Genomic DNA, 12,809 nt, shown 5'->3' with positions numbered 1-12,809 from the left:
AGAATGGCGGCTCACGCAGCTTTCCTTGCAGTCGATGAAATACGCCTCGCCCCACGATTTCCTGGACCAGGTCGCGCGCAGCAACCCCGGCCAGCCCGAGTTCCTCCAGGCCGTCACCGAGGTGATCGACAGCCTGTGGCCCCACATCACCCGCTTCCCGAAGTACGCGGAGCAGGGCCTGCTCGACCGCCTGGTGGAGCCCGAGCGGGTCATCATGTTCCGCGTCTCCTGGATCAACGATCACGGCGACGTGAAGGTCAACCGCGGCTACCGGATCCAGCACAGCCTGGCGATCGGGCCGTACAAGGGTGGCATTCGCTTCCATCCCTCGGTGAACCTGTCCATCCTCAAGTTCCTCGCCTTCGAACAGACCTTCAAGAACGCCCTCACCACCCTGCCCATGGGCGGCGGCAAGGGCGGGTCCGACTTCGACCCCAAGGGCAAGAGCCCCGGTGAGGTGATGCGCTTCTGCCAGGCCTTCGTGATGGAGCTGTTCCGCCACGTCGGTGCGGACACCGACGTCCCGGCTGGCGACATCGGCGTCGGGAGCCGCGAGGTCGGCTTCATGGCCGGCATGATGAAGAAGCTGAGCAACCGCGCCGACTGCGTCTTCACTGGCAAGGGTCTGTCCTTCGGCGGCTCGCTGATCCGCCCTGAGGCGACCGGCTACGGCACCGTCTATTTCGCCGAGGAGATGCTCAAGCAGAAAGGCCAGAGCATCGAGGGCATGCGCGTGGCCGTGTCCGGCTCGGGCAACGTGGCGCAATACGCCGTCGAGAAGGCCATGGCCATGGGCGCCCGCGTCGTGACCGTCTCCGACTCCGGCGGCACGGTGGTCGACGAAGCCGGCTTCACGCCGGCCAAGCTCGCCGAACTCATGGAGGTGAAGAACCACCTCTACGGTCGCGCCAGCGACTATGCGTCCCGGGTCGGCGCCACGTTCCATGCGGGACTGCGGCCCTGGCAGGTCCCGGTGGACGTGGCCCTGCCCTGCGCCACGCAGAACGAACTCGACGCGGACGACGCGCGCACCCTGGTCGCCAACGGCGTCAAGTGCGTGGCCGAGGGCGCCAACATGCCGTCCACGCTCGAGGCGGTGAAGGTGTTCGAGTCCGCTCGCGTGCTGTACGCGCCGGGCAAGGCCAGCAACGCCGGCGGCGTGGCCACCTCCGGGCTCGAGATGAGCCAGAACGCCATGCGGCTGTCGTGGTCGCGCGACGAGGTGGACAGCCGCTTGCACCAGATCATGCGCTCCATCCACGAGGCCTGCCTGCGCCACGGCCGGCGCGAGGACGGCAGCGTGAGCTATGTCGACGGCGCCAACGTCGCCGGGTTCGTGAAGGTGGCCGACGCCATGCTGGCGCAAGGCGTGGTCTGAGGACCCGCGGCTGCCCGCTCAGTGGGCGGGCAGCCCGTCAAACCGGTAGTCGCAGGCGGCGTGCAGTCGCCAGCCACCGTCGCCATCACCCGTGAATTCCAGCACCTGGTCGTGAAAGCGCAGCACGCCGGCGCGATGGGCAATGCTCACGAGCGTCGTGCCGCTGGCGCGCAGGCGCTCGTACAACGCCGCCTCGTTGAGGTTGTCGAGTGCGCTGGTCGCCTCGTCGAGGATCGCCACACCGGGTCGCTGCACCAGCACGCGGGCGAAGGCGAGCCGCTGCTGCTCGCCGACCGACAGCAGTTTCTCCCAGTCGTTCACCACCTCGAGGCCACCGATGCGACGGGCCAGGTCGCCCAGGTGCACGGCGTCGAGCACCTCGTGCAGCTCGGCGTCGGTCATCGTGCTGCGGGTCGCGGGGTAGATGAGCTGGCTGCGCAGGGTGCCCGCCTGCATGTAGGGGCGCTGCGGCAGGAACAGCACGTCCTCCAGCGGAGGATGGCTCACGATGCCGGTGCCGGTGTGCCAGAGGCCCGCGATGGCACGCAGCAGCGAACTCTTGCCGCAGCCGCTCGGGCCCACGATCAGCAGGCCTGAACCGGGCGTCAGGGCGAGGCTGAGGTCACGGATCAGCAAGCGGTCGAACTGCGGCGTGTAGAGCGTGAGCGACTGCATCGCCAGTTGCGGCCCGGTGCGCACCTCGATGCGCGGCGGCAGCGGCACGTCGGTGCGCGGAGCCTCCGGTTCGAGCACGTGGCGCGACAGCGTGTGCAGGCGGTCGATGCCGGCGACGAAGCGGCTCAGGCTCTCGAAGTTGTCGACGATGAGGGCCACGGCACCCAGCACGGCGGCGAACGCGCCGCCCGCCTGCACCGCGCGCCCGACCTCGATCTCGCCGGACAGCACGCCGCCGGCCAGGATGACGCTCGGCACCACCAGCGTGAGCTGGCTGAACGCGCGCTGGAAGATGTTCAGGTAGAGCTGCTTGCGGATGAGGGCCGCGTAGTTGGTGTAGACCGCATCGAACTCCTGATCGATGCGGGCGCGCTCCTGCCCCTCGCCGCGGTAGAAGGCAATCGACTCGGCGTTCTCGCGCAGGCGGATGAGCCCGAAGCGGAAGTCGGCCTCGCGCCGCACCTGCCAGAAGTTGAGCCGGATGAGCGGTGCTCCGAACAGCCAGAGCGCCACGACCGTGCCGACGAAGGCGTAGCCGGCGAGGAAGAACACCAGCGTGCGCGAGATCGCCCACAGCACGGAGCTGAACGCCACGAGCTGGATCAGCGCCCCGAGGAAGATCAGCAGGAAGTGCGTGGAGCGGCCGGTGAAGGTGTTGATGTCCTCGCTGATGCGCTGGTCGGGGTTGTCCACATCGCTGCGCGCCAGATCGTAGTACTTGCGCCCGTCCAGGTAGCCATCGAGGAAGCGGCCGGTGAGCCAGCGCCGCCAGTGGTTCGAGAACACGTCCCGCATGTAGTAGTAGAAGGCGAAGACCGGCACCGCGAAGAGCAGCACCAGCAGCACCGCCCGCACGGCACCCGCGAAGCGGTCGGCGTCCTTGCCCGCCAGCGCCGACATCAGCTCGCCGGTGTGGTTGTTGAGCAGCACGGCCAGCCGCGTCTCCGCCAGCATGAGCACGACGAGCGCGGCCAGCAGCGCCCAGGCCGGGCCCCGCTTGTTGCCCGTCCAGTACGGCTTGGCGACGTGGAAGAACTGCCGCCAGGCGGCCAAGGTGAGGCCTGGCTGCCGTGGGCGCTTGTGGGGCCCGTCAACCTGAGGCGGCGAGACCCGGGCCGGAAAGAGGAAGGACATCGTGCGGGAGGAAAGCGCGGCAGCGGCGTGGTGATTCTCGCCCGCTTCGGGTCCGGGCGGCGACCGTTCGGCCACCGATCGGGCCGCCGCGGGCTCCGGCAGACGGGGATCCGTGCCCACCAGTTCACACTTGGGATGGCCGCGAGGCCCGACCCGCTGCAGGATGCTCACCAACGGCCGACACCCTGGGTTCGACGGTGGTGCGCAGGCACCGCCGCGCAGATCCCGACTTCGACATGGAGACTTCCCGATGACGATCCGCTTCGCCCTTGCCGCCGCCACCGCCCTGCTGATGAGCACGCCCCTCGCCCAGGCGGGCGAGGTGTACGCGGGCGTCGGCATTCCCGGCGTGATGGTGGGCTACGCCCATGCCCTCAGCCCCACCATCACCGTGCGGGGCGACTTCGCGACCCTCGGAAGCCACGACGACCGCCGCAGCGAAGGCGGCATCGACTACGACACCCAGGCGGCCTTCAGCCGCACCGGCCTGTTCGCCGACTGGTTCGTGGCCGGCGGCTTCCGCCTGACGGGTGGCGTCACCTTCAACCGCCTCAAGGCCGACCTGCATGCCCGCGGCGATGGCCGGACGTTCCAGATCGGCGACGTGTCGGTGGTTGCGACGCCCGACGACCGGCTCGACGTGAAGATCGAGTACCCGAAGGTCACGCCCTACCTCGGCTTCGGCTACGGCCACCAGGCCAGCAGCGGCTGGGGCTTCATCTTCGACATCGGCGCCTCGTTCGGCAAGGCCAAGGTCAGCGAGACGCACTCGGGGCCGACCTTCAGCACCGTGGCGCAGGCCGAGATCGACAAGGAAATGGCCGAGGTGCGCGACGGCGTGGCGAAGTTCCGTGCCATTCCGCAGCTCAGCGTCGGCGTGAACTACCGCTTCTGACCGGGCACGGGACGCGATAATCGCTGGATGCGCCTCCGTCCAGCGATCCGTTCCGCCTTCCGCCCCACCCTCGTCCGCGGGGCCCGCTGAGATGTCGATCCAGTGGTTTCCCGGGCACATGCATGCGACGAAGAAGGCCATCGTCGAACGGGTGAAGGGCGGCGTCGATGTGGTCATCGAACTCCTCGACGCCCGCCTGCCGGGGTCGAGCGCCAACCCCTTGCTGGCGGACCTCACACGCGGCAAGCCCGCACTCAAGGTGCTCAACAAGCAGGACCTGGCCGACCCCGATCGGACCACCGCCTGGCTCGATCACTACAACGCACAACCGGCCACCCGGGCCATCGGCCTCGATGCCAGCATCGCGGCGCCGGCCCAGCGACTCACCGAGGCCTGCCGCGCCCTTGCACCGCTGCGCGGCGGCATGGCCAAGCCCCTGCGGGTGCTGATCTGCGGCATTCCCAACGTGGGCAAGTCCACCCTGATCAACACGCTCGTCGGCAAGCGCGCAGCCAAGACGGGTGACGAGCCCGGCATCACGAAGGTCGAGCAGCGCATCGCGCTGGCCAGCGACTTCTACCTGTTCGACACGCCGGGCATGCTCTGGCCCCGCATCGCCGTGCCCGAGAGCGGCTACAACCTTGCCGCCAGCGGCGCCGTGGGACGCAACGCGCTCGACGAGGAGCTGGTGGCGCTGGAACTGCTGCGCAACCTGCGCGCCAACTACCCCGGCCGTGTCGAGGATCGCTTCCAGCTCACCGTCCCGCACGCCGAGCCGGACGAGGCCTGGCTCGAGGCCATCGGCCGCCGGCGCGGCGCCGTGCTTGGCGGGGGCCGCGTCAACCTGCAGAAGGCCGCCGAAATCCTGATCCACGAGTTTCGCCAGGGCGGACTCGGGCGCATCACGCTCGAGACGCCCGAGCAGTTCACGGGATGGGTCGCAGCGGCCGCGGAGCGCGACGCCGAGCGGGCGCGCAGCAAGCAGGCGCGCAAGGGCGGCCGGCGATCACCGGCCGATGCCGAAGCCTTCGAGGCGGACGACGACGGCGACGCCTGAACGCCTGACCCGGGCGGTCGGGTCGGCGAACCGCGCAATCCTGATTCCCGCCTCGGCTGGCCGATTCAACGGCCGGGCAGCAAACCCAGCGCCCGCAGCGCCTCGGCCGCACGCCGCGCATCGGCAGGCGTCTGCACCGATGCGGCCTCGGCACGCCATTCGTTGATGCTCATACCGCCGAGATCGCCGCACGCCAGGGTGACCAGGGCATCGTCGGCCGCATCTCCTGCCCCGTGCCCGGCAAGCAGGGCCCAGCGGGCCACGTCGCGCCGCGCCCTCGGGTCGGCCGCCAGCAAGGGCATCGCGCTTTGAAGCGCGGCACGCGCGGCCCCGTGCTGGCCCATGGCCAGCAAGGCACGGCCGCCGAGGGCCGTTGACACGCCGCGCTCGATCAGGCCGGCCGGGGCACGCGACGCCGCCTCCAGCAGGCCCGTGATGCGCTCCATCCGCCCGGCCTCGAGGCACAGCGCCGTGAGCTGCAGCAAGGCGATCACCTGCGCCGGTGCAGGCGGCTCGGATCGCTCGCCCTCGGGGAGCGTCTGGTCGAGCTGGTCGATGGCCCCGAGCAGGTCGCCCGCCTGCAGCCGCACGGCCGCTGCCACGCAGGCCTGGGCGGTTGCCCGAGCGTAGTCGCCCGCCTCGCGCCAGTGATGGGCGATGCGCTCGGCGGCGTGACCCTGTCGCTCCAGGGCCTTGGCCACCTCGCCGTGCATGAACTGCCGAACGGCATCCGGCACCGACTCGCGAACGGCCGCCTCCATCAGCGGAAAGGCGAAGCCGCGGGCGTCGAACACGCCGGCCAACAGCAGCTCGTTCCACTTCTCGGCCACCTTCCAGGAGGACAGGCCGGCGATGTCGGCCGCCAGGGCCACACTGAAGCTGGCACCGGCAACGCTCGCCAGTTGCGCCACGCCTTCGGCGGTGGAACTGCAGGCGCGCAGGCGTTCGAGCAGCAAGGTGCGGATCGGCTGCGGAAGGGCGTCGTCCATCACCTCGGCGCCTTCGCCCGCATTGACGAGTTCGGCCAGCACCCCGGGGGTTCCGCCGCTGATGGCGACGAGCCGGTCGGCGGTAGCCAGGCGCTCGGCCTCGCTGCCCGGGGCGGGCGGCATGAGCTGCAGCACCGCCTCGCGCTTGAGGCCGGTGGGGTGCACCAGCTTGAGCCGCCCGGCCATGGTGAGCTTCTCGCACAGCGCCCGCACGCGGCGGCGGGCCCGCACCGGCCGGTACGCCAGCACGAACCCGAACGAGGGCATCAGCTCGTCGCTGGTGACCAGCACCTGCGCCATCACGTCGACGCTGGTGTCGTCGAACAGGTGGATGTCGTCGATGACCAGCGCCCCGTGTCCCGCCTGCTGCATGGCGACGACGAAGGTGACTGCGTCGCGCGCCAGGCGGGGCAGGCTGGCCGCCGGAACCCCCGAGGGTTCGAGTGCCTGCAGCCGCCGAAGCCGCTCGACTGCGTCGGTGACGCCCATGGCAGCACCGCTCCGCAGGGCCAGCTTCGCGATGTGCTGGGTGAGCCGCAGCAGGCCCGCCAGGGGCGCCTGGCCGTCGGCCGCATCGGCGGACCAGCACAGGTCGCCGCGTTCGCGGGCGAGGTGGGCCAGCATGGTGCTCTTGCCGCTGCCGCCGGGTCCCTCGACGATCACCACCCGCCGGGCGGCCAGGGCGGCGGCGATGTCGGCGAGCTCGGCCTCGCGCTGCAACAAGGGACGCAGTGGCAGCGCTTGCGCCGCTGCGCCGTCATCGTCACGTCGACGCAGGATCTCGCGGTGCAGGGCCGTCGTCTGGCGGTCCGGGCGCGTGCCCAGGTGCTCGTCGAGCTCCTGCCGGCAGCGTTCGAAGACCGTGAGCGCCCCGGCCCGGTCGCCCGCATCGACCCGCACGCGCATCAGCGCACGGTAACCCGTTTCGCTGAGCGGATTGAGCGCGATGAGCGCCTCGGCCACCCCGGTGGCACGCCCCAGGTCCTCGGCCGCGGACCGCTTGTCGAGCCAGCCCACGAGGATGCGGGTGATGCGCTGCTCCACCTGCCGGCGCGCGGCGGCCAGCCAGTTGCCTGCATCCGGCAGGCCGGGAAGCTCCACGCCATGCAGCAGCCGCAGGTTGGAGGCACCCCGTTGCAGGCAGCGCTCGACGAGCGTGTCGTCCTCGGCGGCGACATCCACGCGCACGTGCGGCAACAAGGCCAGCCGGTCTCCCGTCGCGAAGAGGCGCGCGCCGGCCGCTTGCTGCAGGCGATGCAGCAGGACGCGAAGGTTCGTGCGGGCGTTGCCCTGCGAATCGGGCCAGAAGAGTTCCGCCGCATGGTTGCGTGATACCGGCCCGTCGAGCGCCGCCATCGCGACGAGGACGGCCGCGCGGGAATCCAGCATCGGCGACAGGCCAGCGGAAGTGGTCCACGTCGGCACCCCCAGCACGTTGACGTGCAGCAACGCGACTTCGTCGGCGCTGCCACCGGACGCCGATGCGCCGGGCGCTGCATGAAGCTCAGGCGACACGCTCACAGCGGCCCCGCCAGGCCTTCGCGAACGAGGCGCAGCAGGGCGCGTCGGGTCAGCGGGTGCGAGCCACCGCCCATCTCATCCTCGAACATGTAGAGGTTGCCGGCGGCGCTGATCGAGACCAGGCGCGCATCGAACCAGGTGCCGAGCAGGAAGAGCTCGATGACCGAGCCGATGCGCAAGGTGTTGATCCAGTGCTCGGCGTCACCCGCCGGTACGGCGGAGGTGAGGCCGGATGTGGAGGGGCCGCCCTGCGGCCAACCGGTGGCGTCGTCCCGCGCACCCCAGAACACCCGCCTGGGCGCTGTCCCCGGGCGGTCGAGCGCCACGGCCGGCGCGGCGACGAAGTCGCTGTCCACCCACTCCTGGCGGGCACGCGCCTCCGGCCGCAGCAGCGCCGAGGCGAGCTCGTGCTTCTCGACGCTCGGCACGGAGATGACCGCCATGCCGCGGTCCAGCACCTCGAGCAGCGCTTCGATGTCCTCGATCAGTTCCGCCGACCGCTCGCCCGTTTCGCGGGTGCGCATCTGCGCGATGACCCGCTGGGCCGCCCGCCAGTACTCGGCGTACTCGCCCGACTCGAGACCTTCGGAGAGCTCCGTGCGCGCCAGCACCTCGGCCCAGTCGGCGAGCATGAACTGGCGCAGCCGGAACGGCATCTCGGTCGCCCCGATCGCCGCGCTGATCCGCTCGCGATGGCGGTTGATCGCCACGCCCAGCACCTTGCGCCGGCGATCCTCCAGGCGGGCGAAGTGCTGCATGGCGTCCTTCTCGTGCTCGACGAGCTGGTTCGGCCGCGCCTGCACGAAGCTCTCCATGGCATCGAGGTGGCGATCGACGGCAGACAGCGACTTCACGTCGATCATCATCAGGGCCTGGATGGTGTTGTCGCCGAACAGGATGAAGTCGTCGTGGGCCACGCGGTCGCGCAGGCAGTGGCCAAGGGCGTAGCCCTCGAGCTTGCGCGGCACGGCCCACAGGCGGTGACCCGGCGCATAGAGGGTCTCGGGCGAGCCGAGCGCGAAGCGCATCAAGGCCATCAGCAGGCCACTGAGCACGCGGCGCAATTCCGGCGTGAGGCGAAAGTCCGACAGGATGGCATCGATGTTCGTGATGACGCCATGGAAGACGCGGTCGCGCGCCTCCAGCACGGGCGGCGCCGCCGAGGCCGACTCGGCCACGCTGGCGCTCGCATCGAGCAAGGCGAGGCGCCCGTCCACCGCCACGCCATCGAGCGAGACGTCCACCGGCATGGGCACGGCCCCCGAGGCCTCGCCCCGCACGATGACGAAGCCTGCGGCGGCATCGGCCCGGCCGCACCACCCCACCACGCTGGCGTAGGTGGCCCGTGCGAAGTCGGTGATGGCGCCCGGCGCCACCCGCAGGCAGGCGGCGCGCTCCTCGGCATTGAGGGCCATCACCTCCGACAGGCGCCACACGGTGCGTGCAAACGCCTCGGGATGCAGCGGGCTGCTGCGGTCGCCGCCCAGCGCACGGCCCAGGCGCGGTGACAGGGCCTGCTCCGCCTCGCGGATCTCCCACTCGGCGTCGGCCAGCACGCGCGCCGCGATGCGCGAGACCTCGATGCTCTCGTTGACGACGTCGTCATCCACCAGCGACATCTCGTCGGGCAAGGTGGCCGAGCGCAATGTCGCGGCCGTGCCCGAGCTGCGCTCGGCCATGGTGGCTTCGAGCAGTTCGACGAAGCGGCGCGGCAGGAACGGGTGCATGCGGTCGAGCGCCCGCTGCGCGTGATAGAGGCGGCTCGCGAAGCGCATGCTGTCGGCGGCGGTCTGCGCCGCATCGAGCGCGGCACTGGTGGCCTGGCGCCAGCGGTCAGCCGCCGCCTCCAGATCGGGGCGGCAGGCGTCGAACCAGGCCCTCAGTGTCGTTCCGTCTTCCATTCGTGCACCCGCCCGCCTAGGCGAGCGGGTCGGCCAGTGTATCGGCGAAGGCCGGGTGCAGATCCTCGGGCCGGATGCCGGCCGGCCCGCGCGGACGGGTCGAGCGCGACATCGCGTCCATCAACGCATCGAGCAGGCGGATGCAGTCGTCGAGCCCGCCGACCGATCGGCACAAGGTGCGCACCTCGCGGGCGTAGTCGGCGTGGCGGGCGAGCAGCTCCACGTCGACATGCTCGCGCAGCGGCTCCAGTCGGGCACGGACGTGGGCAGCGGAAGCGAGGCGAGCGGCGAGGGTCATGTCGACGGGCGGTTGAGCGGGTCGACGCATGGTGCCGCAAGGGCGTTTCCCAGCCGTTTCAGGCGTGCCGGCCCCGTCAAGTCGCGCCGTGCGGGCGGCGCCGCGCCCTGGCCCGTGCATGCCGGTCCTCAGGCCGGCGGCCGCTGCGCCCCGCGCGTCCAGCGCAGCGCCGCACCCACCAGGTCGGAGGCCAGGATGGGTTTGGTGAGGAAATCGTTCATGCCGGCGGCCATGCAGGCGGCACGGTCCTCGGCGAAGGCGTTGGCGGTCAAGGCGAGGATGGGCACCTGGCTGCCGTGCGGACCACCCTCCCCGGCGCGCAGGCGTCGGGTGACCTCCAGGCCGTCCATGTCAGGCATCTGCCAATCCATCAGCACGAGGTCGAACCGCTCGGCGGCAAAGTGATCGAGCGCGTCCGCGCCATCGTTCGCCAGTTGCACGTCGAAGCCGGCGTTGGTGAGCATCGAGCCGACGATGGCCTGGTTCACCGGATCGTCCTCGACGACCAGGACCCGGCTCACGCCCGCCACCGGCGCCGGCCGCGGCGCCACGGCGGGCGGCTGGGTCGAACGCGCGTTCAAGCGTGCAGCGAGCGAGGCCCGCACCAGCGGCTTGGTAAGGCTGCTGTGCCAGTGGCGCACATGCCGTCCGCCTTCGAGGCCGGTCATCGCGATCACGCGGCCCACCCCGAGGCGGGCTTCAGCCGCGGCCACCAGGTCCGCGGCACCCGGGACGTCGGCCGCGACCAGCAGCCAGCCCTCCTCCTGCTCGATGAATGCATGCACCTCGGCGGCGCCGAGGCAGCGTCGTGTCGGGTAGCCCAGCCGTTCGAGCAGGGCCTGGAGGGCGTCGGCGCTCGCCTCGTGCGGCTCGATGAAGGCCACGGTGGCCCGGTGGCTGGGCGCCGGCGCGGCAGGGTCGTTCACCACCGGCAGCTTCAGCGTCACGGTGAAGCACGAGCCCACGCCCGGGGCGCTCGTGACCGCAATCTCGCCACCCATCAGCTCGACGATCTGCCGGCTGATGGCCAGGCCCAGGCCCGTGCCACCGAAGCGGCGAGTGGTGGATTCGTCGGCCTGGCGGAAGGGCTCGAAGATCGCATCGACACCCGTCTGCTCCATCCCGATGCCGGTGTCGGAGACCTGGATCATGAGGTCATCCTCCCCGCGGCCGGGCTTGACGCGCACCACCACCTCGCCCTGCAGGGTGAACTTGACGGCGTTGCCGATGAGGTTCAGCAGCACCTGCCGCAGCCGCAGGGCGTCGCCACGGCGCTGTGCCGGCACGCCCGGCGACACCACCACCGCGAGCTGCAGTCCCTTGGCCCGCGCCGGCACGGCGGACGTGGCCATGGCCGCCTCGAGGCAGTCGATCAGGTCGAAGGGTTGGTGGTCGAGCGCCATCTCGCCCGACTCGATGCGCGCCAGGTCGAGGATGCTGTCGATGAGGCCCAGCAGGTTGGAGCCGCTGGTGCGGATGATGTCCACCAGCTCGCTGCGGCGGTCGTCCAGGGTGCCTTCGGCCTGCAGCAACTGGGCCGCGCCGATGACACCGTTCAGCGGGCTGCGCAGCTCGTGGCTCATGTTCGACAGGAAACGGGTCTTGGCGATGGAGGCGGCCTCGGCGCGCTGCATGGACAGGGTGCGTGCCTGCACCTGCTGCTCGAGCGCGCGGTTCATCTCGGCCAGCGCCTCGCCGCGCCGCTGCACCTCGCTGATCATGGTGTTGAAGGCGCTCACGGCCTGGCCCACCTCGTCACGTCCGACCGCCTGCAGCCGCTGGTCGTAGGTGCGTCCCGAGGCAATGGCCGATGCGGTCTCGGCCAGTTCGAGGATGGGGCGGCTGATCCGCTCCGACAGACGGCGCGACACGCCCAGCGACAAGGCCAGGCCCAGCAGCGCGGCGGACACGGCCGCCACCGCCTGCCATGCCAGCAACCGGCGCTCTTCGCCGAGGCCGACATGGACCGTGACCAGACCGATGCGGTCCGCCCCGCCGGTGGCGGTGATCGTTTCGCTGTAGGTGACATGGCCGCTCAGCAGGCCACCGCGAAGCGGCCCGGGCGGAGGCGCGGCCGCCACATCGCCCCAGATGACCTGCGGCACGCCATGTCGGTCGTGCACCCAGGCACCCTTCACCTGGGGGCGCGTGCGCAGCACGGAGAGCGCGTCGTTGAGACCCGCCACGTCCTCGAAGGCGAGCGGCGCACTGAGCGAGTAGGCCAGCGACTGGGCGATCTCGGTGGCGTCCTGGCGAGCGTCCTGGTCGAGCGACCACCACGTGAAGGCGAACATCGTCACGCTGACGAAGGCCGCGGTCAGCGCGGCGCACACACCGAGCAGCGCCGCCAGCTTGAAGCGCAGCGGCCGGTGCTGGAACGCATAGGCGTCGCGCGCCGCGCCGGTCTCGTGAAAGCCGCTGTTCATTCGCGCACCCGCCTGGCCAGGCGCAGCACCTGGCTCGACAACGTGAGCCGCGCAGCCCGCAGCGCGGCCAGGTTGACGTCGAACCGGATGGCATCGTTCACTGCCACGAGTTCCACCATGCCACCTGAAGCGAGGAAGCCGTCGGCGTCGCCCACGGTCAGGGTGGATTGCCGCACGGTCTGCTCGAACCAGGCCGGCACCGGGCGGCCCGACGCATGAACGAACAGCACCTGGCAGGCTGCGCCGTCGGGTCCGGCAGCGTCGCTCACGAGCAGCCGCCGGCCATTGAGGGATTGGGCCTGCTGTGCGCGGAAGGCCTCCAGCACTTCAGGTGCCTTGTGCAGCACGCACAGCCGCACCGGGTCGCTGGTCGAAGGCTCTATCGGCCATTGGGTGAAGCGGGCGAGGCTGAGTGTCAGCCGCACCTTCACCGCCAGATCGCCCTGGGTGGTGGCCGGCAGAACGGGTTGCGCCCGCAGCCCTGCACAGGTCAGCACGGCGAAGAGGCCCACGATCGCGCGCATCGCGTTCAAAC

Annotated in this window: 9 protein-coding genes; 3 read left to right on the top strand and 6 right to left on the bottom strand. The window is 70.9% G+C overall.

Annotation, left to right across the window (positions count from 1 at the left end; translation table 11 throughout):
* Positions 1 to 34: 34 nt before the first annotated feature.
* On the top strand, positions 35 to 1,378 hold the full coding sequence (gene gdhA, locus ACSQ2F_RS21155) for an NADP-specific glutamate dehydrogenase (protein WP_436026212.1): 1,344 nt from the start codon (positions 35 to 37) through the stop codon (positions 1,376 to 1,378).
* Between the two features lie 18 nt (positions 1,379 to 1,396).
* Here the strand turns inward: gdhA and ACSQ2F_RS21150 are convergent, their stop codons facing one another.
* Positions 1,397 to 3,187, bottom strand: a complete 1,791-nt coding sequence (locus ACSQ2F_RS21150) for an ABC transporter ATP-binding protein/permease (RefSeq protein ID WP_436026211.1) — start codon at positions 3,185 to 3,187, stop codon at positions 1,397 to 1,399.
* 250 nt (positions 3,188 to 3,437) lie between these two features.
* Between ACSQ2F_RS21150 and ACSQ2F_RS21145 the strand changes: the two genes are divergently transcribed.
* Together ACSQ2F_RS21145 and ylqF are read left to right on the top strand one after the other, a co-directional pair.
* Entirely contained in the window at positions 3,438 to 4,082 is a 645-nt protein-coding gene (locus tag ACSQ2F_RS21145) for a hypothetical protein (RefSeq protein WP_436026210.1), read from the top strand.
* Positions 4,083 to 4,173: 91 nt separating this feature from the next.
* Complete coding sequence (gene ylqF / locus ACSQ2F_RS21140) at positions 4,174 to 5,139, top strand: ribosome biogenesis GTPase YlqF (RefSeq protein WP_436026209.1); 966 nt, start codon at positions 4,174 to 4,176, stop codon at positions 5,137 to 5,139.
* 65 nt (positions 5,140 to 5,204) lie between these two features.
* Here the strand turns inward: ylqF and ACSQ2F_RS21135 are convergent, their stop codons facing one another.
* The 5 genes from ACSQ2F_RS21135 to ACSQ2F_RS21115 all read right to left on the bottom strand — a co-directional run bounded on the left by ACSQ2F_RS21135 (position 5,205) and on the right by ACSQ2F_RS21115 (position 12,798).
* Positions 5,205 to 7,643 (bottom strand): BTAD domain-containing putative transcriptional regulator, encoded by a 2,439-nt coding sequence (locus tag ACSQ2F_RS21135; protein WP_436026208.1) that lies wholly within the window; start codon positions 7,641 to 7,643, stop codon positions 5,205 to 5,207.
* 2 nt (positions 7,644 to 7,645) lie between these two features.
* Positions 7,646 to 9,550 carry a DUF1631 family protein gene (locus ACSQ2F_RS21130; protein ID WP_436026207.1) on the bottom strand — a complete coding sequence of 635 codons (1,905 nt, stop codon included), beginning with the start codon at positions 9,548 to 9,550 and terminating at the stop codon, positions 7,646 to 7,648.
* 16 nt (positions 9,551 to 9,566) lie between these two features.
* A complete protein-coding gene (locus ACSQ2F_RS21125; RefSeq protein ID WP_436026206.1) occupies positions 9,567 to 9,848 on the bottom strand; it encodes a hypothetical protein in 282 nt (93 codons plus the stop codon).
* 128 nt (positions 9,849 to 9,976) lie between these two features.
* On the bottom strand, positions 9,977 to 12,274 hold the full coding sequence (locus ACSQ2F_RS21120; protein ID WP_436026205.1) for an ATP-binding protein: 2,298 nt from the start codon (positions 12,272 to 12,274) through the stop codon (positions 9,977 to 9,979).
* Positions 12,271 to 12,798, bottom strand: coding sequence for a YfiR family protein (locus ACSQ2F_RS21115; RefSeq protein ID WP_436026204.1), 528 nt, complete (start codon positions 12,796 to 12,798; stop codon positions 12,271 to 12,273). Before ACSQ2F_RS21115 ends, ACSQ2F_RS21120 begins: the two co-directional genes overlap by 4 nt.
* Positions 12,799 to 12,809 lie beyond the last annotated feature (11 nt).

It is taken from the genome of Rhizobacter sp. LjRoot28 (assembly GCF_964253025.1).
Taxonomy (GTDB): domain Bacteria; phylum Pseudomonadota; class Gammaproteobacteria; order Burkholderiales; family Burkholderiaceae_C; genus Rhizobacter.
The sequence above is the reverse complement of the archived record's forward strand: the minus strand, read 5'-3'. Positions and strand labels throughout refer to the sequence as shown.

Coding starts and splice junctions, on each gene's coding strand:
- ACSQ2F_RS21150 (WP_436026211.1), bottom strand. CDS start 3,187: ATGTCCTTCCTCTTTCCGGCCCGGGTCTCGCCGCCTCAGGTTGACGGG.
- ACSQ2F_RS21145 (WP_436026210.1), top strand. CDS start 3,438: ATGACGATCCGCTTCGCCCTTGCCGCCGCCACCGCCCTGCTGATGAGC.
- gdhA (WP_436026212.1), top strand. CDS start 35: ATGAAATACGCCTCGCCCCACGATTTCCTGGACCAGGTCGCGCGCAGC.
- ACSQ2F_RS21115 (WP_436026204.1), bottom strand. CDS start 12,798: ATGCGCGCGATCGTGGGCCTCTTCGCCGTGCTGACCTGTGCAGGGCTG.
- ACSQ2F_RS21120 (WP_436026205.1), bottom strand. CDS start 12,274: ATGAACAGCGGCTTTCACGAGACCGGCGCGGCGCGCGACGCCTATGCG.
- ylqF (WP_436026209.1), top strand. CDS start 4,174: ATGTCGATCCAGTGGTTTCCCGGGCACATGCATGCGACGAAGAAGGCC.
- ACSQ2F_RS21130 (WP_436026207.1), bottom strand. CDS start 9,550: ATGGAAGACGGAACGACACTGAGGGCCTGGTTCGACGCCTGCCGCCCC.
- ACSQ2F_RS21125 (WP_436026206.1), bottom strand. CDS start 9,848: ATGACCCTCGCCGCTCGCCTCGCTTCCGCTGCCCACGTCCGTGCCCGA.